The sequence below is a fragment of the uncultured Thiothrix sp. genome (genome assembly GCF_937876535.1).
Lineage (GTDB): Bacteria > Pseudomonadota > Gammaproteobacteria > Thiotrichales > Thiotrichaceae > Thiolinea.
This window is the reverse complement of record NZ_CALFHZ010000020.1, coordinates 59,617-81,892: the sequence shown is the minus strand read 5'-3', so window position 1 is coordinate 81,892 and position 22,276 is coordinate 59,617. Positions and strand designations below refer to the sequence as shown.

20 protein-coding genes are annotated in these 22,276 nt (G+C 45.7%); 8 read left to right on the top strand and 12 right to left on the bottom strand.

Going from position 1 to position 22,276, the window contains the following annotated elements; all coding sequences use genetic code 11:
* Positions 1-160: 160 nt before the first annotated feature.
* Entirely contained in the window at positions 161-871 is a 711-nt protein-coding gene (locus Q0230_RS12475) for a helix-turn-helix transcriptional regulator (RefSeq protein ID WP_298610430.1), read from the bottom strand.
* Between the two features lie 261 nt (positions 872-1,132).
* Here Q0230_RS12475 and Q0230_RS12470 point away from each other — a divergent pair, with 261 nt between their 5' ends.
* The 7 genes from Q0230_RS12470 (at position 1,133) to Q0230_RS12440 (ending at position 7,625) form a co-directional block, all read left to right on the top strand.
* A complete protein-coding gene (locus tag Q0230_RS12470; RefSeq protein ID WP_298610429.1) occupies positions 1,133-1,456 on the top strand; it encodes a hypothetical protein in 324 nt (107 codons plus the stop codon).
* Positions 1,457-1,625: 169 nt separating this feature from the next.
* A complete protein-coding gene (locus Q0230_RS12465; protein ID WP_298610428.1) occupies positions 1,626-3,299 on the top strand; it encodes an FAD-dependent monooxygenase in 1,674 nt (557 codons plus the stop codon).
* Positions 3,299-3,484, top strand: a complete 186-nt coding sequence (locus Q0230_RS12460) for a DUF2783 domain-containing protein (RefSeq protein WP_298610426.1) — start codon at positions 3,299-3,301, stop codon at positions 3,482-3,484. The genes Q0230_RS12465 and Q0230_RS12460 overlap by 1 nt, the downstream gene beginning before the upstream one ends.
* Before the next feature lie 125 nt (positions 3,485-3,609).
* The gene (locus Q0230_RS12455; protein WP_298610425.1) at positions 3,610-4,125 is read left to right on the top strand and encodes a GNAT family N-acetyltransferase; all 516 of its coding nucleotides are present in this window, start codon (positions 3,610-3,612) and stop codon (positions 4,123-4,125) included.
* Positions 4,126-5,553, top strand: coding sequence for a cardiolipin synthase (gene cls / locus Q0230_RS12450; protein WP_298610424.1), 1,428 nt, complete (start codon positions 4,126-4,128; stop codon positions 5,551-5,553).
* A 154-nt stretch (positions 5,554-5,707) separates the two neighbouring features.
* Positions 5,708-6,187 carry a universal stress protein gene (locus Q0230_RS12445; RefSeq protein WP_298610422.1) on the top strand — a complete coding sequence of 160 codons (480 nt, stop codon included), beginning with the start codon at positions 5,708-5,710 and terminating at the stop codon, positions 6,185-6,187.
* 76 nt (positions 6,188-6,263) lie between these two features.
* Positions 6,264-7,625, top strand: a complete 1,362-nt coding sequence (locus Q0230_RS12440) for a TrpB-like pyridoxal phosphate-dependent enzyme (RefSeq protein ID WP_298610421.1) — start codon at positions 6,264-6,266, stop codon at positions 7,623-7,625.
* 46 nt (positions 7,626-7,671) lie between these two features.
* Here the strand turns inward: Q0230_RS12440 and Q0230_RS12435 are convergent, their stop codons facing one another.
* The 11 genes from Q0230_RS12435 to Q0230_RS12385 form a co-directional block, all read right to left on the bottom strand.
* Complete coding sequence (locus Q0230_RS12435) at positions 7,672-8,418, bottom strand: phosphatase PAP2 family protein (RefSeq protein ID WP_298610420.1); 747 nt, start codon at positions 8,416-8,418, stop codon at positions 7,672-7,674.
* A 103-nt stretch (positions 8,419-8,521) separates the two neighbouring features.
* Complete coding sequence (locus tag Q0230_RS12430) at positions 8,522-8,749, bottom strand: hypothetical protein (RefSeq protein WP_298610418.1); 228 nt, start codon at positions 8,747-8,749, stop codon at positions 8,522-8,524.
* Between the two features lie 150 nt (positions 8,750-8,899).
* Complete coding sequence (gene acnB / locus Q0230_RS12425) at positions 8,900-11,479, bottom strand: bifunctional aconitate hydratase 2/2-methylisocitrate dehydratase (RefSeq protein ID WP_298610417.1); 2,580 nt, start codon at positions 11,477-11,479, stop codon at positions 8,900-8,902.
* A 33-nt stretch (positions 11,480-11,512) separates the two neighbouring features.
* Complete coding sequence (locus Q0230_RS12420) at positions 11,513-12,817, bottom strand: citrate synthase (RefSeq protein WP_298610857.1); 1,305 nt, start codon at positions 12,815-12,817, stop codon at positions 11,513-11,515.
* Positions 12,818-12,848: 31 nt separating this feature from the next.
* Positions 12,849-13,715 (bottom strand): succinate--CoA ligase subunit alpha, encoded by an 867-nt coding sequence (gene sucD, locus Q0230_RS12415; protein ID WP_298610416.1) that lies wholly within the window; start codon positions 13,713-13,715, stop codon positions 12,849-12,851.
* Positions 13,712-14,887, bottom strand: a complete 1,176-nt coding sequence (gene sucC, locus Q0230_RS12410) for an ADP-forming succinate--CoA ligase subunit beta (RefSeq protein ID WP_367274140.1) — start codon at positions 14,885-14,887, stop codon at positions 13,712-13,714. The genes sucD and sucC overlap by 4 nt, the downstream gene beginning before the upstream one ends.
* 103 nt (positions 14,888-14,990) lie before the next feature.
* A complete protein-coding gene (gene lpdA, locus Q0230_RS12405) occupies positions 14,991-16,421 on the bottom strand; it encodes a dihydrolipoyl dehydrogenase (RefSeq protein WP_298610414.1) in 1,431 nt (476 codons plus the stop codon).
* Positions 16,422-16,430: 9 nt separating this feature from the next.
* The gene (gene odhB / locus Q0230_RS12400; RefSeq protein WP_298610413.1) at positions 16,431-17,630 is read right to left on the bottom strand and encodes a 2-oxoglutarate dehydrogenase complex dihydrolipoyllysine-residue succinyltransferase; all 1,200 of its coding nucleotides are present in this window, start codon (positions 17,628-17,630) and stop codon (positions 16,431-16,433) included.
* A gap of 409 nt (positions 17,631-18,039) precedes the next feature.
* Positions 18,040-19,305 carry an inorganic phosphate transporter gene (locus Q0230_RS12395; protein ID WP_298610412.1) on the bottom strand — a complete coding sequence of 422 codons (1,266 nt, stop codon included), beginning with the start codon at positions 19,303-19,305 and terminating at the stop codon, positions 18,040-18,042.
* 13 nt (positions 19,306-19,318) lie between these two features.
* Positions 19,319-19,999 carry a TIGR00153 family protein gene (locus Q0230_RS12390; RefSeq protein WP_298610411.1) on the bottom strand — a complete coding sequence of 227 codons (681 nt, stop codon included), beginning with the start codon at positions 19,997-19,999 and terminating at the stop codon, positions 19,319-19,321.
* A 148-nt stretch (positions 20,000-20,147) separates the two neighbouring features.
* On the bottom strand, positions 20,148-21,323 hold the full coding sequence (locus Q0230_RS12385; protein WP_298610410.1) for a pyridoxal phosphate-dependent aminotransferase: 1,176 nt from the start codon (positions 21,321-21,323) through the stop codon (positions 20,148-20,150).
* Between the two features lie 328 nt (positions 21,324-21,651).
* Between Q0230_RS12385 and Q0230_RS12380 the strand changes: the two genes are divergently transcribed.
* A complete protein-coding gene (locus Q0230_RS12380; RefSeq protein WP_298610409.1) occupies positions 21,652-22,242 on the top strand; it encodes an OmpW family outer membrane protein in 591 nt (196 codons plus the stop codon).
* Positions 22,243-22,276: the final 34 nt, after the last annotated feature.

Genomic DNA, 22,276 nt, shown 5'->3' with positions numbered 1-22,276 from the left:
AAGTCATTGACCGCTCTGAGCGCTTAGCGTTCCCTAAAAAGGTAAGACTCAGAACGGTCAATGTGAGCGCGCATTAGAACCAATTTGTTATACACAAACACGTATTAAGCGATTAAAAAAGCTAAATTCATGACCAACTCACTTTATAGCTTTCCAAAGCTTAAGTTATGGGCGCATTCGGAGGTAATAGACTCAATAATTCTGATTTCCGACGAATCCTTAATTTCTGATAAGCGCGCTTGCGATAAGTAATAATACTTGATTCCGCCAAATTCAAAATACGCGCCATCGTCTTAGTGGTATGTCCTTCTAGAATGAGTTCACAAACTCGCGCTTCACGCTCAGATAAAGATGCAGCGCGTAGGTGTATTGATTTAGTTTGTTGACTCTCAAGCTTAAAATGGCGCAATAATAAAGCACTAATCACGGCTGCTTGCTGTTCAAGTTGCACTAATTCTTGGGCTGAAAAGCTGTGTTCTTTGCCAGCATGATAGAGATTAATATAGAACAGCTCTTGGCTATGTTCGTCACGTGCGGCAATAGCAAATTTACCAGTCAATTCAGGGCGATTGAAAAACCGCCGTCGATAAACAGGTGGCAAAGAACCACGGAGTAATAGCTCACAAGCTGGGCGGCGTGGATTGTTTAGTAACTCTTCGGCTAATTTAGCCAGCAAGGTGTCTTGTTGATACTTACCTGCAATATATTGTGAGGCGAGCTGCAACCCTAAATCAGGGCTTGCCACATTATGCGCTAAACGACAAGTTGCCGTTTGGCGATCTGGTGAAAACACAAACACCATATATTGCTCTAAGGCCGCTAAACTACCCACCCATTGAAAAAAACGTGGGTAAAAACGCTCCGAACCCAAAGCTTCAATACAAGCCGCTAGAGCTAGAGCACTTGCGAGAACTTCTTTGGATTTTTCAAGTGTAGTTGATTTGTCAAGCAGAGTGTACTACCTCATTTAAGTGGTTCAATTCGCAGCATTATCCCCTATTCAGGGTATATAGAAATTAGGCAGATCGGCTTAAATTTAAACCATAGCAATAACAAGTCAGCACTGACCAATAAAAACAATAGCTGAAATCGCTAGCGGACAACTTAAACATAGTCATTTGCGAGGTTGGTTATGAAAAAGTTTGCTTTAGCAGCAGCCTTAGTGGCAGCTACTTATTTAGTCCCAATGTCTCAAGCTGAAGCGCTTAGACCGCCACCACCCGAAATTAAATACAATTTGAGTGGTACTTGGGCTAGTGGTCAAGCAACGATTCGTCAATACCATGATAATTTGACGATTAGGATCGGGCAGCGCGGGCCATTTATGGGTTGGTTTACTGGCTCTGATAGTATTGCAGTTAATTTCACGGATGATCCCGGCTGCTGTACTGCCAAAATAACTGGCAATGGTGAAGTACTGCGCTGGAGTAACCAGTCCAAATGGCTTAAAGAATAAATTTGCATTAACTCTCCAACTCCTCCTCTCCTCAACGCTGAATCAGGCTCCCACCAGAGCCTGATTTAATTTGTGCAGCTTAAATCTTGTCCCTTTTTTCTAGGGACAAAGCTTATGCTTGAAGTCTTTAAGCTAAGCTGCAGAAAACAGGCAATGGAGGAGTGCTCTCATGTATATCCCAGACAATACACCACGTCATTCGGTGTATTACGACTATCAAATTTACCCCTTTCGCACCCCGCCCGAATTAAACGGTGAGGCCAAACGCTATCCTGTTGTGATCGTTGGTGCAGGGCCGATTGGCTTAGTCACTGCTTTGGAGCTGGCAAGTTATGGCACGCCAGTCGTAGTCATTAGCGCTGAAGTACAGGTGTCACATGGCAGTCGGGCGATTGTATTTACCCGCCGTTCGATGGAAATTTTGCAGCAAGTGGGCATTGCTGAGCGCATGTTGGAAAAGGCCTATCCGTGGCGCTCTGGCAATTCGATTTATCGTGGACAGCGCGTATTTCGTCTTGAAGCACCTTATGATGAAGATGATCGCTTTCAGCCTTTAAACAATCTCCAGCAGCAATATGTGGAACAATATCTGGTTGAGCAAGCTCAGCAAAATCCGCTGATTGAATTGCGTTGGGGCAGTAAGGTCATTGGCGTAACGAGCTTGCTGGATCATGCCGAAGTGCAGATTGATACGCCCGAAGGTGAATATAGCTTGAGTTGCGATTGGCTGATTGCGGCGGATGGTGCGAAATCTACGATTCGCCAAGAACTAGGTTTACGCATGGAAGGTGCCTCTTATAGTGGTCGTTTCGTAATCGCGGACATTAAAATTGATATTCCGTGGCCCACTGAACGCTTGGCCTACTTTGATCCTGATTGGAATCGCGGCAATACCATTCTCATGCACCGCCAACCAGAAGGTATTTGGCGTTTGGATTATCAATTGCCGCCGAATGAAACACCTGAGCAAGCCCTTGCACCGGAATCTTTGCATACCCGCATTCAAGCGCAGTTGGATATGGTGGGGATTAGTGCGCCTTGGGAACTCGATTGGTGTTCAGTGTATTCAGCACGGGCGATGACTTTGCCCGATTATGTGCACGAGCGAATTATTTTCACTGGTGATGCTGCCCATATGCTGCCGATTTTTGGGGTACGCGGTGCGAATACTGGCTTTCAGGATGCACAGAATTTAGCATGGAAACTCGCCATGTTGTTGAAAGGTGTGGGTACACCAGAATTGCTAGCTACTTATTCCAGCGAACGGGTTATTGCTGCGCGCGAAATTATTGCCGAAGCCAGCAAAAGTACCCGCTTTATGACCCCACCTGATCGTGGTTATCGTTTATTGCGGGACGCGGTGTTATCGCTATCGCTTACCCAAGCGTTTGTCCGTCCCTTATTTCACTGGCGCACTTCACGTCCGCATGATTATCACGAAACTCCGTTGAATGCACTCAATGATGATAATGGTCAATTTACGGCTGGCTCCGCGCAAGGGATGCCCCTGCAGAATATTCGCTTGGCCGCCAATGACTATTTGTTCGATCATTTAGGTGCAGCTTTTCATTTGCTTTATTTCACTAATCAAACCGTGCCTGAAAGCCTTTTGCAGCAAGTGGCTGAGCTAGAACAGCAAGGTATTCCGCTGAAAATTTTGACTATTGGTAAGGGGCAGGCTTTAGCTGATTCAGATGGTCATTTTGCCAAGCGTTATGACGCACAAACAGGTACAGCCTATTTAATTCGCCCTGATCAACATGTTTGTGCGCGTTGGAAAAATCTTACAGCAGAACAGTTAAAAGCAGCGATTTATCGGGCATTAGGACAAGGGGCAAAGTGATGAGTCAATTACCATTAACGGAATTAGAAGTGGTTTATGATGCTTTGGCAGAGGCGATTAATCAGGTTGGGACTGAGCAGGAAAGTTTATTCTTAACCAAGCTGGTGCTATTGCTGGCGAATCAAGTTGGCAATCAAGCACAAGTGGAGCAAGCCATTCACACTGCATTATTAGATCTGCAATAGATCAAAACTCTTATGAACTTGAGGAGTTATTTCTCAAGTTCTAATTCCCTGCTCACACAAACCTTAGTCTCAAATTCTGTTGAGTTTAGCTAAAATCAGGCTTTATCTTGCTGCGGGGTGCATTGATGGCTTTTCAAATTCGAGCAGTCGATACTCTAAACCAACTACAAATTGCTGAATTAAGTGACTTATTGATAGCTTGCGTGGAGGCAGGTGCTTCTGTGAGTTTTATGCTGCCACTCCCGAAAGCTAAAGCAGAAGCTTATTGGCAGGAGATTAATACCCGTCTGCAGCAAGACGAACGCCTAGTTTTGATTGCCGAAACAGAAACTGGTGAAATACTCGGCTCAGTGCAAATTGTTTTAAGCCAGCCTGAAAATCAGCCACATCGTGCCGATTTAAGCAAAATGTTGGTGCATCCTAAGGCACGGCGGCAAGGCATCGCAGCAGCCTTACTCACTGCGGCTGAAGCGGGTGCAAAAACACAGGGTAAACGGTTATTGGTTTTAGATACCGCCAATCCTGAGGCGGAACGCGTCTATGAACGGGGTGGCTGGCAACGTTGTGGGGTAGTTCCTGATTATGCACTCTGGCCAACAGGCGGTTTTTGCGACACTACCTTTTTTTATAAAAAACTCTAAATGTTTGCGGATGAGCGTGATTTATTTTTAGCTCTACTCTTTGTAGCAGAGCTGCTGACCAGTATTCGTGTGCTGCTACGCCCGCATCGCCAGCCCGCTACGCGCATCGCCTGGTTGGTAGTGATTCATATGCTGCCGTTGGTAGGCATGTTAACCTATTTATTGTTTGGTGAAGTTTATCTAGGCCAGCGTTTATCCCGCCAATTTCGACGTGCTAAAAAGCAATTACCCGCTAAAGCCGAATGGCAACTGAGTTTAGATTTACCTGATGTTTATCTACCTTTATTTAAACTGGCCTATTCGATTAGTGGCTTTCTACCGGTAGGCGGCAACCGTGCAAGTTTGCCTGCTGACAGTAATGCGGTGATTGATCAACTGGTAACGGATATAGCGCAAGCACAGCAGCATGTGCATATTGTTTTTTACATTTGGCTACCGGATCACAATGGCAGCAAGATGGTGGAGGCAATTCAAGATGCGGCACTACGGGGTGTGCAATGTCGTGTTTTAGTCGATAGTTTGGGTTCACGTAGTTTAATCCATTCTAAACATTGGCAAACCATGCAAGCGGCTGGTGTCAAGCTCGCTCAAGCTTTACCCATTGGAAAACTCCCCCCTTTTACGGGCAGAATTGATGTGCGCAATCACCGTAAAATCGTGGTGATTGACCAGCAAATTACCTATTGTGGTAGCCAGAATTGTGCCGACCCAGCATTTTTACCTAAAGCCGCTTTTGCCCCCTGGGTGGATATGATGTTGCGCTTTGAAGGACCCATTGCACAACAAAATCAATATCTATTTGCTAGTGACTGGATGATGCATGTGCGTGAAGACTTAAGTGCACTCCTGAAGCAGCCTGCTCCAACTAGTTTGGACTCTACAGTTTGGGCACAAATCCTAGGAACGGGTCCAACAGTACGTGCTTCAGCAGTCTCTGAAATGTTTACCTTGTTGATTCATAGTGCTCGACAACAGCTATTTATTACCACCCCCTATTATGTACCGGACGAAAGCATGCATAACGCCTTGTGCACAGCAGCTTACCGTGGAGTGGAAGTGAAAATTATCTTTCCCGCACGCAATGATTCTTGGATTGTGAGTGCAGCCAGCCGTAGTTATTACGCTAGCCTCTTACAAGCAGGTGTACAGATTTATGAATATACCGGCGGTCTACTGCATGCGAAGACCCTCACTTTCGATGGACAAATCAGCATGATTGGTTCGGCCAATTTAGATCGGCGCAGTTTTGATTTGAATTATGAAAACAATATGTTGATTTATAGCGACATAGTGACTGCACAGATTTTAGCACGTCAACAGGAGTATTTAGCTGGCTCTAAACCGGTTACCTTAAAGCAAGTACAGGCTTGGCGACTGCCACGGCGCTTATGGAATAATAGTATTGCGATTTTGGGGCCACTCCTTTAGCCACCTAACCCACTTATATCCTACTGCAAAACTTGTATGCTCTTGCTCAGAGTTAGCGCTTTTGTTTACATAAGTCAGGGTAAGTTTACTTAGATACATTACTATTAAACTTAACCCTTCCACTGTAATCTTTGGCACTCTCAAGGAGGCTAGCATGTTTACTTATCAGCATATTTTAGTTCCAGTCGATTTCTCACCTGTGAGCAAACGCAGTATTAATCGTGCTCAAGAGCTGGCCACACAATATCAAGCACGCTTAACTATTCTGCATATTGTTGAAGACGTCCCTTTGAGCGTCACTGCCTTTGGGGATGTGGGAGCCATTTATTTAACCCCTGCGAATCAAGAGCAACAAACCCATAGTGATCGAGTAAAACTGGCTGATTTAGCTAAAGAAATGAATCTAGATTCTTCCGTTAAACTTGAAGTAATCGAAGGTTATGCGACCTCCAGCATCACCACCTATGCAGAAGAAAATCAAGTCGATTTAATTGTGATTGGTCACAGTGCTAAACATGGTTTGCTTGGTCTCTTAATGGGTTCGACGGCTGAAACTGTCACTAAACATGCTAAATGTGATGTTTTAGTCATGCGCGTGCCACAAACTGAAACTCAAGAGAACACTACTATCTAGGGTCTTGCCTTCGCTCTAAGCAGGTGTTAGAACACAGGCTGATTAATTGGCTTCGCTTGAAGGAGAGGAATACCGCATGACCCAAACGACTAAAATTTATTTGCCTGAATCCGAGATGCCAACACATTGGTATAATGTTGCGGCAGACTTGCCCACTCCACCAGCACCCTATTGTGGGCCGGATGGCACTCCCGTTCCCCCTGAGGCGATGCTTGCGATTTTTCCCGAGGAAATTTTAAAGCAGGAAATGAGTGCGGAGCGTTGGATTCCGATTCCTGAGCCAGTGCGCGAAGCCTTAACCATGTGGCGGCCTTCACCCTTGTATCGTGCGCATCGTTTGGAAAAAATGCTCGGTACACCCGCAAAAATTTACTACAAAAATGAAGCCGTCAGTCCAGCCGGTTCGCACAAGCCAAACAGTGCTGTGCCACAAGCTTATTACAACCGCGAAGCAGGCATTCGCCGTTTAACCACTGAAACAGGTGCGGGTCAATGGGGTAGTTCCTTGGCTTTAGCAGGACAGATGTTCGGCATCGACGTGCGCATTTATATGGTGAAAATCAGCTACGAGCAAAAGCCTTATCGCCGTTCCATGATGACCACTTGGGGCGCAGAAGTATTCCCAAGTCCCACTGATATGACCAATGCAGGTCGAGCGATTTTGGCCGCTGATCCGAACTCGAATGGCTCTTTAGGCATTGCGATTTCCGAAGCGGTGGAAGAAGCTGCCAGCCGCCCTGATACCAATTACGCGCTTGGCTCAGTGCTGAATCACGTGTTACTGCATCAAACTATTATTGGTTTGGAGGCGAAAAAACAATTGGCTTTGGTCGGTGATTACCCTGACATGGTATTTGCACCTTGTGGCGGCGGCTCGAACTTCGGCGGAATTGCCTTCCCTTTCTTTGCCGATAATGCGGCCGGTAAGCAAGTGCGCTTGGTCGCGGTTGAGCCAACTTCTTGTCCCACTTTGACCAAGGGCGTGTATACCTATGACTTCGGTGATACCGCTGGTTTAACACCAATGATGAAGATGTATACACTGGGTCATAACTTTATGCCACCAGGGATTCATGCGGGTGGCTTGCGTTACCACGGTGCATCAGCTTTAGTAAGCCAGATGTATAATGAAAAATTGATTGAAGCCACTTCAGTTGGCCAATTAGAAACCTTTGCAGCGGGTGTGCTGTTCGCGAAAAGTGAAGGTATTGTGCCAGCACCTGAATCGTGCCACGCCATCGCAGCGATGATTCGTGAAGCAAAAGAATGTGCAAAAACCGGCGAAGCAAAAACCTTGCTCTTCAATTTATCCGGTCACGGTCACTTTGATATGACTTCTTATGATCGTTATTTACGTGGTGAGTTGACGGATTTCGATTATCCCGAAGAAGCGATTAAAGCCTCTTTAGCGGATTTGCCGAGTTTTGCAAAAGTATAAAATTTAAAAAGAAGCCCTAATCCTTAGGGCTTCTACTTCTAACTGACTAAGTAGAGGGTGTGTACATCACAATTGCACTCGCCCATTTATAGCTGACATAAATCAGCCCAGCAATCACATAAGCTAAAACACTAGCTTGCAAAACTCTTAAATCAGCGCTGTGGTCAGTATATTGATGCTCAAAAACCAACGAAAAAATAAGCGCTAAACTGATACTAAATAAAAAGCCTGTAGCAATATCTGTTGGCCAATGCGCACCTAAATAAATGCGCGAAACTGCCACCATTAGAATCATTAACGCTAAGATCAAAACACTGAGTAAGCGTACCCAAGGCTTTTGAATACCACGTACCGCAAACCAAATCAGCCATAAACCTAACAAACTACTGAAGGTAGTATGTCCACTTGGGAAGGAATACACACTGACGCCACGCTCATAAAGATTTAGCTCTGGCCGCCCTGCCTCTACTAATGACTTAATCCCAGAAACGAAAGCTCCGGCACCCGCTATAGTGGTTAAGATTGCGGTGAATAAAGCCCAGCGCTTTTGATAGATCAGCATCAAGCATAAAGTCGTGAAGGCAACAGTCACTACCAACCAGTTGCCTAAGAGAGTTGCTATTAACATAGGCGGATCAAGTACGGGACTTCGCCAAGAACGAATCAACTCACTCAAGCTAGAATCAAACGTGGTATAGCCAGCAATAGAAACACGGGTGATAAAACCGAACACACCGAGCAAAGCAGCTACTAAAGCAGCTATTAAAAAACGATGATTTAGGCGGGGATTCACTTCTTAATCCTAGAAAAAATACACCCCAATAAATTAGCACAAACTTTAAAATAGCCTGCTATTAAATTCTGACTACTAACTACTTAATCCTTGTACACAAGTTTTAGCTAAGACGTAGTAAAGCCGCTCGCACCTCTGCCAATTCACTTCGCGTCTGAATTAATAAAGCATCCCAGACCTCATCAGACTGTCGCTCAATCGCCTGCTCTTCCCAATCTTTATCGTGAGCACCTTGTAAATCAGCTACTAATTTCTGTTCACGTTTCACTAATTCCGTTTCGAGCGCCTCTAATTCGGCACGGGTAGCAGGCTGGCGATTTGTACTATTCACAATCAGGACTCCTTAAGAAGATAATGAGTTTGAGCATAGTACAAAGCCCCATGGGCTACCTTGATAGACATCGGTTTTTTGAAGGGTTAAATGCATAAAAAAAGCCCTGCATGGCAGGGCTTCTTCTTAATCAAATTTTAGAGCTGTTGCTTAAGCTGCTTTCTCAGCCGCTTTCACATACTCTGACATTTGATCAAAGTTCAGGTAACGGTAGATATCACCAGCCATGCTGTCGATTGTCTTCGCGTATTCCATGTACTCAGCTACAGTCGGTAACTTACCCATAATCGCAGCAACCGATGCCAACTCAGCAGAGGCTAAGTAAACATTGGAGCCAGTCCCTAAACGATTCGGGAAGTTACGGGTTGAGGTAGAAACTGCAGTACTACCCGGAGCGATGCGTGCTTGGTTCCCCATACACAATGAACAGCCCGGCATCTCTGTGCGTGCGCCTGCACGACCATAGATATTGTAGTAGCCCTCTTCCATCAACTGATGTTCATCCATCTTAGTCGGTGGAGCGACCCATAAGCGCGTTGGAATCCCATCAACTTTATTCAACAGCTTACCCGCTGCACGGAAGTGACCGATATTGGTCATGCAAGAACCAATGAAGACTTCTTGAATCGCATCACCTTGAACAGTCGACAATAAACGTGCATCGTCTGGGTCATTCGGAGCACACAGAATCGGCTCTTTAATCTCAGACATATCGATTTCAATCACAGCAGCGTATTCAGCATCGGCATCAGCACGCATTAAGCTTGGATTGGCTAACCACTCTTCCATGCCCTTAATCCGACGATTGATCGTGCGCGCATCGCCATAGCCTTCCGATAGCATCCACTTTAACATCACAATGTTAGAGCGTAAGTACTCAGCAACTGAATCTTCAGACAGGGTAATAGTACAACCCGCAGCAGAGCGCTCAGCAGAAGCATCTGATAATTCAAAAGCTTGTTCTACGGTTAGCGTATCCAAGCCTTCGATTTCTAAGATACGACCATTGAATACGTTTTTCTTACCTTTCTTTTCAACGGTCAATAGACCTGCTTGAATCGCATAGTAAGGAATCGCATGGACTAAGTCGCGTAAGGTGATACCGGGTTGGCGTTCACCTTTGAAACGAACTAACACAGACTCAGGCATGTCTAGCGGCATAACGCCCGTCGCAGCCGCGAAAGCAACCAGACCTGAACCTGCTGGGAAAGAAATACCAATCGGGAAGCGAGTATGGGAGTCACCACCTGTACCAACGGTATCTGGCAACAACATACGATTCAACCAAGAGTGGATAACACCATCACCCGGACGGAGAGATACACCACCACGAGTCATAATGAAATCTGGCAAGGTGTGATGAGTTACTACGTCAACTGGCTTTGGATAAGCTGCAGTATGGCAGAACGACTGCATCACTAGGTCTGCAGAGAAGCCTAAACAAGCCAAATCTTTCAACTCGTCACGGGTCATAGGGCCAGTGGTATCTTGTGAGCCGACGGTAGTCATCTTCGGTTCGCAATACGCACCCGGACGAATACCTGCTACACCACAAGCTTTACCGACCATTTTCTGCGCTAAGGTATAACCTTTGCCCGTATCTGCTGGTTGCTCTGGAGAGCGGAACAGGTCAGAGGCAGCTAAACCTAAAGCTTCGCGGGCTTTATTGGTTAAACCACGACCCACGATCAGATTGATCCGGCCACCGGCACGTACTTCATCTAATAACACAGGAGTTTTTAGGCTGAAAGTAGAAATGACTTCATCCGTGCCATGACGTTTAACCACGCCTTGATACGGATAAACATCAATGACGTCGCCCATTTCCATTTTAGCAACATCCATTTCAATCGGCAGAGCGCCTGCATCTTCCATGGTGTTGAAGAAAATTGGAGCAATTTTGCTACCGAAGCAATAGCCGCCCGTGCGCTTGTTCGGAATTCCCGGCATATCTTCACCGAAGAACCACAACACCGAGTTGGTCGCAGACTTACGGGAAGAACCTGTGCCCACTACGTCACCGACATAAGCGACTGGGAAGCCTTTGGCTTTGACGGCTTCAATTTGCTTTAAAGGACCTACTGAACCATTGTTCACTGGCTCAATCCCATCCCGTGCCATTTTCAGCATGGCATTCGCATGCAAAGGAATATCAGGGCGTGACCAGGCATCTGGAGCTGGAGATAAGTCGTCAGTGTTGGTTTCACCAGGGACTTTGAATACAGTGACAGTAATTTTTTCAGCCAATTCAGGGCGTGAAGTAAACCACTCACCGGCTGCCCAAGAATCCATAACTTGCTTTGCTGAGGCATTACCTGCTTTAGCTTTATCCGCAACATCATGGAAAGCATCGAACATTAATAGAGTATGTGACAGTGCTTTCGCCGCGGCCTGAGCAGTTGCTGGATTATCCAAAGCAGCAATTAAAGGCTGAACATTGTAACCACCCAGCATAGTACCTAATAGCTCAACCGCACGTTCTGCACTGAGCAACTTAGAGTGCGCTTTGCCACTGGCAAGATCTGCTAAATAAGCAGCCTTCACATAAGCAGCTTCGTCAACACCCGCTGGAACACGGTTTTCAATTAAATCAACCAAGAAGGCTTCTTCGCCTGCTGGAGGATTCTTTAACAGCTCAACTAAAGCTGCAGTTTGTGCAGCGTCTAAAGCTTTAGGTGGAACACCCTCAGCAGCACGCTCTTGCACATGGTTACGATAAGCTTCCAACATGAGACATTATCTCCTCAAACACAATTCTTTGAACTACCGTTTAGCTACAGGCACGTAATCGCGACGTGGCGAACCGATATACAATTGACGTGGACGGCCGATACGTGATTCTTCGTCACCCATCATTTCATTCCATTGAGAAATCCAGCCTACGGTACGCGCTAAGGCGAACATGACGGTGAACATCGTGACAGGAATACCCATGCTCAGGAAAATAACGCCTGAGTAGAAATCCACGTTTGGATATAGACCACGCTCTTTGAAGAACTCATCACTCAGAGCAATTTGCTCTAATTCGCGAGCGATATCGAATAATTTCTGGTTTGGATTGCCCGGTGGCAATTTATCCAGAATTTCATTAGCTAACTTACGGATAATCTTGGCACGTGGGTCATAGTTTTTGTAAACACGATGACCAAAGCCCATTAAACGGAAACGATCATTCTTATCTTTAGCGCGATCAACCCAATGTGACAGCGGTTGACCGGATTTTTCGATCTCACGCAGCATATTGATGACGGCTTCATTCGCACCACCGTGTGCAGGCCCCCAGAGCGAAGCAATACCCGCTGCAGTCGCTGCATAAGGATTGGCCTCCGAGCTACCCGCTAAGCGTACCGTTGAAGTTGAAGCATTTTGCTCATGGTCAGCATGGAGGATCAGGATGACATCCAAAGCTTTAGCCAAGAGTGGGTCAACTTCATATTCCTCAGTAGGCACTGCAAACATCATGCGTAAGAAGTTATCTGCATAACCCAACTTATTCAGCGGATACATGAAAGGCAAACCGCGTGAATACCGGAAGCTCCAGGCTGCAATCGTTGGCATCTTCGCAATTAAGCGATGCGCGCAACGCTCACGTTGTATTGGATCATGAATATTTAAGTCTTCATGATAGAAGGCAGACAACGCACCAACAACACCAACCATAGTAGCCATCGGATGCGCATCACGGCGGAAACCACGATAGAAGAATTGCATTTGATCATGCAGCATCGAGTGACGCGTGATGATATGCTCGAAATCTTCTTTTTCAGCCTGAGTAGGTAACTCACCTTTTAACAGCAAATAGCAGACTTCTAAGAAGGTACTTTGCTCAGCTAATTGCTCAATTGGGTAGCCACGATACAGCAGCTCACCCTTATCGCCATCAAGATAAGTAATCGCACTCGAACAACTTGCAGTCGCCAGATAACCTGGGTCATAAGTAAACAGGTTCAGCTCTTTAGTCAGCTTGCGGATGTCTATGGTTTTGGTTCCCATAGTTGGACTCAATACATCCAGCTCGACTTGCTTACCCGTCAAGTTGTCAGTCAGTGTAACGGTATGTTTGGTCATCATGGTACTCCAAGTATCTGGTGGTTCGGGATTATTTGCTCAGAGCGGCAGCAATACCTTTACCCAGCTCAGCTGGAGATTTAACGGTAATGACACCGGCAGCTTCGAGGGCTGCAAACTTCTCATTTGCAGTGCCCTTGCCGCCTGCAATAATCGCGCCAGCATGCCCCATCCGCTTACCTTTTGGTGCAGTCACACCCGCAATATAAGCAGCAACAGGCTTGGTCACATATTCTTTAATAAAGGCTGCAGCTTCTTCCTCAGCAGAACCACCGATTTCACCACACATCAGAATGGCTTCAGTTTGTGGGTCAGCTTGGAACAATTTCAGTGCATCAATAAAGCTAGTGCCCGGAATTGGATCACCACCAATACCGATACAAGTACTTTGACCCCATTCATTAGTTTGTTTGACCGCTTCATAAGTCAAAGTACCAGAACGCGATACGATACCAATCGTACCTGGCTTGTGAATATGACCAGGCATAATACCGATTTTGCACTCACCAGGAGTGATCACACCAGGGCAGTTCGGGCCGACTAAACGCACACCTAAACTATCCACGATCATTTTCGCTTCCAGCATATCCAGCGCTGGAATGCCTTCAGTAATACAAACGATCAGTTTTACACCGGATTCTGCGGCTTCAATGATGGAATCTTTACAGAAAGGGGCTGGAACATAGATGACAGATGCATCCGCACCCGTATCACGTACTGCGTCTTTCATGGTGTTGAAGACTGGCAAGCCTAAGTGCGTCGAACCACCTTTGCCTGGAGACGTACCACCGACCATTTTGGTGCCGTAAGCAATCGCTTGCTCAGAGTGGAAAGTACCTTGCTTACCGGTGAAGCCTTGGCATAAAACTTTAGTATCTTTATTAATCAGTACGCTCATGCAGCACCTCCTACAGCAGCAACGATTTTACGAGCAGCATCGCCAAGGTCATTGGCAGCAATTACCGCTAAACCACTGTTATTCAGCAGTTCCGCACCTTTTTCAGCATTATTCCCTTCCAAGCGCACCACGACAGGAACTGTCACATTAACTTTTTGTACCGCTTGAATGATACCTTCAGCAATCAAATCACAACGAACGATACCGCCGAAGATATTAACCAGAATGCCTTTCACTGAGCTGTCAGATAGAATGATCTTGAAAGCAGCCGCTACCCGCTCAGCCGTTGCACCACCACCCACGTCTAAGAAGTTAGCAGGTTGACCACCGGACAATTTGATAATGTCCATGGTTGCCATCGCTAAACCAGCACCATTCACTAAGCAACCGATGTTACCTTCCAGAGCAACATAGTTCAGATCCCACTCAGAGGCTTCGATTTCACGTGCATCTTCTTGAGATTTATCGCGCATCGCGACTAGATCAGGTTGACGATATAAAGCATTGCTATCGACGTTTACTTTGCCGTCTAAGCACAGCAGATTGCCTTCTTTAGTCACCACTAACGGATTGATTTCTAATAAAGACAAATCTTTTTCTTTAAACATTTTGCCTAAGCCGACTAACAGCTTAGTAAACTGATTAATTTGGTCGCCTTTTAAGCCTAAACCAAAAGCCAATTCACGGCCTTGATAAGGCATCACCCCAGCAATCGGGTCAATGGCAGTTTTCAGGATTTTTTCAGGAGTTTCGTGAGCCACTTTCTCAATTTCCATCCCGCCTTCAGTCGAAGCCATGATAACCACACGACGGCTAGCACGATCTAAGACTGCACCTAAATACAGCTCACGATCAATATTGCAGGTTTCCTCAACCAGAATCGTATTGATCGGTTGACCATTAGCGTCGGTTTGGAAAGTCACCAAATTGGTGCCGAGTAAAGAGCCAGCAAATTTGCCTGCTTCAGCGGGGTTATCAAATAACTTAACACCACCTGCTTTGCCACGGCCACCGGCATGTACTTGTGCCTTGACAACGACTTTAGGAGTGCTTAAGGATTTAGCGGCTTCTTCAGCTTCAGCAGCACTAGTTGCTACCTTGCTATTTGGCACAGGCAGGCCATATTGGCGAAATACTGCCTTGGCTTGATACTCGTGTAAATTCATCCTGATTTCCTTTAGTTGCTAACCCACTTTTAACAGCAGGTTTTGTTCGCACAAACGCCACGACTCTTGCAAGCAAGGCGTGGCGTGTAGTGTTTTTTAGTATGCGCAATTAACGCTTGCGGTTAACTGCGTGCAATGCGCGTCCATCGACAGATAACATAGCTTCATGCACTGACTCAGACAAAGTGGGATGACCGAAGACCATCCGTGCTACATCCTCTGCTGAGCTTTCACATTCCATTGCAATCACAGCTTGACCAATTAACTCAGAAACCATTGGCCCAACCATATGCACACCGAGGAGACGATCCGTTTTAGCATCTGCTAAGACCTTCACGATCCCTGCATCTTGGCTCATGGCTTTCGCACGACCATTTGCAGCAAATGAGAAGCTACCGGTACGATATTCAACGCCCGCAGCTTTCAGTTCAGCCTCAGTTTTTCCAACCCATGCAATTTCAGGATGGGTGTAAATAATCCAAGGAATATTATTGTAGTCCAGATGCGGTTTTTGACCCACGATCTGCTCTGCAACCACAACACCTTCTTCTGAAGCTTTATGCGCCAACATGGGGCCTTGCACACAGTCACCAATTGCATAGACATTCGGCAGATTGGTCTTTAAATGACCATCCACGACTACACGACCGCGTTCATCAATTTGCAAACCGATAGCTGCATCAGCAATATCGCGGGTATTGGCTTTACGACCAACCGCAACAATCAAACGATCCACTTCAATTTTTTGCTCGCCGTTTTTGTCATTGTAAGTAACGGTTAAACCGCTCTCACCCACTTCAACTGCAGCGACTTTAGAACTTAAGCGAATATCTAAGCCTTGCTTTTTGAACTGTAAGGCAGCCGCTTTAGAGACATCACGATCAGCCGCTGCTAAGAAGTCATCTAAGGCTTCTAACACAACCACTTCAGCACCTAAGCGCCGCCAAACGCTACCCATCTCTAAACCGATGACACCTGCACCAATCACACCTAAACGCTTCGGCACAGTTTCCCAGTCAAGCGCGCCCGTTGAGTCAACAATGCGCTCATCCAGCCATTTAGCAATTGGCAACTCAATTGAAGTTGAACCGGTTGCAATAATAATATTTTTGCCAGAGTGCGTAGAAACGACACCATCTTGAGCAGTAACTTGTACCTGATTGCCAGCTAGTAATTTACCGCGACCTTGCAACCAAGTAATTCCATTGGCTTGAAATAACTGCGCAATACCGCCGGTTAATTGCTGCACAATCTTATCTTTGCGCGCAATCATTTGTGGAACGTCAATTTTCAGACCATCCACCGTGATGCCGTGATCCGCATTGTAGTGGGCAATTTCTTCATAGCGCTCAGAACTTTCCAGTAAGGCTTTAGAAGGAATACAGCCCACATTTAAGCAAGTACCACCCAAAGCCGGTTTACCTTGCTTATTAATCCACTCTTCAACGCAAGCCGTTTTTAAGCCTAACTGCGCACAACGGATAGCCGCAACATAACCGCCAGGGCCACCACCAATGACAACAACGTCAAAATCACTCATGCCTTAATCTCACACGTCCAGTACGATACGAACTGGATTTTCTACCAATTCTTTAATGGTCTTGAGGAAAGTTACTGCACCTTGTCCATCTACAATCCGATGGTCATAAGACAGTGCGACATACATCATCGGACGAATCACGATTTGGTCATTGACAACGACAGGGCGCTTTTGAGTCGCATGCATCCCCAAGATCGCGCTTTGAGGAGGGTTAAGAATTGGGGTTGACATTAACGACCCAAAAACGCCCCCGTTGGTAATCGTGAAAGTACCGCCCGATAAGTCAGACATATCTAATTTGCCTGCTTTCGCTTTCTTTGCGAAATTGACAATACTGTTTTCAATATCAGCTAAACCCAGATGCTCTGCACTACGTAGAACCGGAACGACCAAGCCACGCTCAGAAGAAACAGCAATACCTACGTCACAGTAGTTGTGATACACCACATCATTACCATCAATGAAGGCATTGATTTCAGGGAAGCGTTGTAAAGCAATCGTAGCTGCTTTAACAAAAATCGACATAAAGCCTAAACGAGCACCATGTTTCTTCTCGAAAGCATCTTTATACTCGTTACGAATATCCATAATCGGCTGCATGTCGATTTCGTTGAACGTTGTCAACATAGCTGTCGATTGTTTAGCTTCTAATAAGCGCTCAGCGATACGTGCGCGCAAACGAGTCATGGGTACGCGATTTTCAGCACGATCACCCGTTGGAACGACTGGAGCTTTTGGTGTAGCGGGTGCAGGAGCCGCAGCGGCGGGTGCTGGAGCAGCGGGTTTAGCAGCAGGCACATCTTCTTTCAGAATACGCCCATCTTTGCCAGAACCATTGATATCAGAGCGATTAACCCCGGCTTCATCCATTGCTTTACGCGCTGCAGGGCCTGCTTTAGCTTCAGTTGCAGCGGCGGCCGATGCAGCAGTTTGTGGCGCAGCTGCTTCAGGAGCAGATGGAGTAGCGGCAGCACCCGCTTCGATTTTACCTAAGAGCTGACCGCTAGTGACGGTAGAACCTTCGGGTTGGCTAATTTCAGCTAAAACCCCTGCTACTGCGGCAGGAACTTCTAGCACAACCTTATCAGTTTCAACTTCAACCAGTACTTCGTCTAGCTTAACCGCATCACCCACTTTCTTGTGCCAAGTAACAACGGTCGCATCAGCAACAGACTCAGGCAATACTGGGGTTAAAATTTCACTACTCATCCTGTCCTCATCCTCTATCGGTTCGTTTGGCGGTTATGTGGTTTTGATAAACCATCTGGTAATGATAGTGACTGTTTTTAGAGCATTCTATCCATGAATTAGCAAACATGTTCACGGTGATGGTCACAGAGAAATCTAGGTTTAGACTCGATGACTGACTCCTAAAACCAGCCCTCACAAGAAGATTGTCGACATTATACGCCCGAACTTAACACTGTCAAATCAAACAGGCTTTTATTGTCGACAAAACAACAAGATTTGCTAAAAAACAGCAAGCAGAAGAAATGCTTTAAATGAAAAGAAGATTCAGTTGAGGATAAGCCAGCTACTCTCTACTTTAATGAGTAGAGAGCAAGCTCGATTGTTGAAGGTTGAGAATGAAGCTTCAGGCAATTAAGCCACAAAGCGACTAACCAAACATACCTTTCAACATAAAGAAAAAGAGTATCGATAGTATAGCGCCTGCCGGTAAAGTAACAACCCACGACATAAAAATATTACCGACAATCCGCATATCAATCGCCGCAATCCCACGTGCGAAGCCAACTCCAAGAATAGCACCGACTAAAGTATGTGTAGTGGAAATCGGCAAACCTGTATAAGAAGCCACTACAACCGTTGAGGCAGTGGCAAATTCAGCGGAAAAGCCCCGCGTTGGGGTTAACTCAGTAATTTTCTTGCCCACGGTCATCATGACTTGATAACCAAAGGTCGCCAAACCTAACACAATCCCTACAGCCCCCACCAGCAATACCCAACTGGGGACGGCAGATTTGGCAGCTAACTGTCCACCTTCATTCACCATACTAATAATGGCTGACATCGGGCCAACCGCATTAGCCACATCATTTGAGCCATGTGCAAACGCCATCGCAGAGGCAGTAAAAATCATCAATACACCAAAGATTTTCTCTACACTTGCAAAATGGAAGGTTTTATCCGCTTGCTCATCAATTTGTACTTTCTTGATTAGTATTGCACCTGTGACAGCCAACACAGCTCCCACGGCAGCCGCAATAAACATCTCCAAGTTTTGTGGAATATTTAAACCCACATGAGCTAAACCTTTATTCACGGTAACTAGCGATAAAATAAAACCTACTGCAAATAGATAATATGGTCCATAACGGCGTGCATTTTTGAGCGGCTCACGGGTATCCAGTACTAATTTATGAATACTGGTAAAGACTAAGAAAGCTAACACACCGGCAATAAATGGCGAGAAGACCCAGCTGGTAGCAATATTCAAGACTGAACCCCAGCTCACTGCATCCGTACCCACACCTACAGCCGCGAAGCCAACAATAGCGCCCACAATACTATGCGTTGTCGAGACAGGCCAACCTTGGAATGAAGCTACCGTTAACCAGATACCGGCGGATAATAAAGAGGCTAACATTCCCCAGACTAAATAGTTGGGATGAGCATCAAAAGCCTCCACAGACACAATGCCGCTACGAATCGTATTGGTGACTTCCCCACCCGCAAGGTAAGCACCTGCGAATTCAAAGATTGCTGCAATCAATAGAGCTTGTTTAATCGTGAGTGCACGTGACCCGACTGAAGTTGCCATTGCATTGGCTACATCGTTTGCACCGATCCCCCAAGCCATGAAGATCCCGAAAGCCCCTGCTAAGAAGATATAAACTGTATTAACATCACTGAGCCATTCCATTAGTTATATCTCCTTAGCGTGCCAGCATTAATTGCAGTCGAGTGCCTACCCGTTGTGCATCGTCTGCCACTCTGCCTGTCCACTCAATCAAACGATAAGTAAACATGACATCGGTGGCACGTAGGCTATCCTCTAAATCAAATAAAATATTGCGTAATTCGACTTGCTTGCGGTCAGTGGTTTGTTCGATGCGACCTAATTCTTTGATCATCACTTCGACACGCTCAACTTCTAAACCACGGAAACCCGTCTCGACCAAAGAATCTAATTCGCTGATAACGATGAGTGCTTGCTCAACTGATTTCACAGCTTGGATGGTGTATTTAAGGAATAAATCACGCATGTTTTCAGGCAGTTGCATTTTGCGTCCAACCACTAAACCCGCAATATCTTTCGCTTGGTTAATGACGGCATCCTGCATCATCAACACATCTAATAAGTCGCGCCGATCAACTGGCATAAACAAGCCTTTGGGCAAGTGATGACGTAAAGCATGCTTCATGTCATCAGCCTCATGCTCCGCTTGCACAATGGACTGCTGCTCAAGTTTCACCTGTTCAAGATCCCCCGCATTCATGGCTTCAACTAGTGGAATCAGATGCTTCACACCAGCACACACTTTCTGCATATGCTCTTGAAGGGGGCGGATTGGAGAATGGCCGAATAGGCCTGACATATAGTTAGATATAGCCATAAAAAATCACCCTCGGTCTGTGGGATTAATGGCGGGTGATTATGAACATTGTGAAGTTTTTATGAAAGAATTATTACCAAGCAATGCAAAGGATCAGAGAAAAACTCGACAGTAGTCAAATTTTACTACTATCGAGCTTGCAATAACGTTAGACAGAGGCAATACGTTCGATGGCTTTCTCTAGGTTTGACATACTGGTAGCGAAGGACATACGAATATAACCAGGTGCACCAAAGGCCGAACCTGGCACCATTGCCACACCGACTTTATCTAATAAATAGCCAGACAAAGCGGTATCATCCGCTAAACCTAAGCGCTTAATCAGGCCTTCAACCTTGGGGAAGCTATAAAAAGTACCCGCAGCGGGTAAACAATCGACACCATCCATCTTATTCAAACTAGAGCAAACAAACTCATGGCGCTTTTCAAAGGCATCGACCATGGTGCGAATGAAAGACTGATCACCCGTCAAGGCTACAGTAGCTGCATATTGGGAAATCGAACTTGGATTGGAGGTACATTGAGATTGTACATCCGACATGGCCTTAATTAAGGGTGCTGGGCCACCTGCGTAACCAATCCGCCAGCCCGTCATTGCATAAGCTTTAGACACACCATTTAAGACAATAGTGCGTTCATATAAATCGGGACAAGCTGTTAAGATATTCACAAATTGCTGATCACCAAACAAAGTGTGTTCATACATATCATCGGTAGCAATCAAGACTTGGGGATGCTTACGTAGCACCTCACCTAAAGCCGCTAACTCAGCAGTAGTATAAGCCATGCCAGTGGGATTAGAGGGGCTATTCAACACCAAAACTTTAGTGCGGGGCGTAATCGCAGCCTCTAATTTAGTTGGTGATAATTTTAAGTGTTCTTCTTGCGTGGTCGGCACGATAACTGGCGTACCATCCGCCAACAACACCATATCCGGATAAGATACCCAATACGGTGCAGGAATAATGACCTCATCACCCTTATCTAAAAAAGCTTGGCAAAGATTATAAAAAGTTTGCTTGCCACCTGAGGAAACAATGATTTGCTTAGCGTTGTAGTCCAAGTTATTTTCGTTCTTAAACTTATTAATAATCGCTTGCTTGAGTTCAGGCGTACCGTCAACCGCGGTATAACGTGTTTTACCCGTTTTAATTGCTTCAATCCCTGCTTCTTGAATATGTTTAGGGGTATCGAAATCGGGTTCACCCACACTTAGGCTAATAATATCGCGGCCTTGTGCTTTTAATTGTGCAGCTAAAGCACTCATTGCTAGAGTGGGTGAAGGTTTAATGCGCCCGATGCGCTCTGCAAGCTGAATGTTCACTTTTTATAAATCAACCATTTACAGTTTTTAAACAATAAAGCAAGCCAGCAATGGCCTGCCGTCCTTTTGTATGCTTATTGCGATGCTCTATGTTAGCGCCTCAAGCTTTAGAAAAATAGCAAACTCACCGATTTTCTATACGACTCAAGCAGCAACCTGCACTCTTTTAGTACCTCGATTTCACTAAGCACTTATAACTTGTTGAGTTCTATCGCTCTGCACTGCTTTCTAGTGAAACCGCAAGCTTAATGATTTGTATCAAGATAGTGGGCTTTTAAAAAGCTTAGGATAGTTTCATTCAAAACAATCTTTACTTGAGGATCAAGCAATGAAAAAAGCATTAGTTGCAGGCTTAACCTTAATCGCAGCGGTCAGCACCCAAGCTTTTGCTTATGAGCAAGGTGATATGGTGGTACGTGTAGGGGCTGCTATGGTACACCCTGCAGGTGATGGCGCTTTAAAAGGTGCTTTAGATGTCGGTAACAATACTCAGTTGGGTCTCGATGGCACCTACATGCTGAACAATCAATTAGGGATTGGCGTACTAGCTGCAACACCGTTCAAACATGACATTACTTTGAATGGTGCTAAAATCGGCTCTACCAAACATTTACCACCGACTGTGACCTTACAATACCATTTCAACACCAATACTCAATTCCATCCCTATGTCGGTGCAGGCATAAACTACACTCAGTTTTTTACTGAGCGTTCTAGTTTAGGTGATTTAGAGCTGAAGCATTCATTTGGCCCTGCGGTTGAAGCAGGTTTTGATTATGAGTTGAGTAAAAACTGGGGTGCAAACTTAGGCATTTGGTATGCCGATATTGACACCAAAGCTAAGCTCAACGGTGCAAAATTAGATACCGTTAAAATTGACCCAGTCGTTTATATGATCGGTGCTTCTTACAAGTTCTGATAGCTCCTAGCTGTTTTCCATTCCGCAGTACATT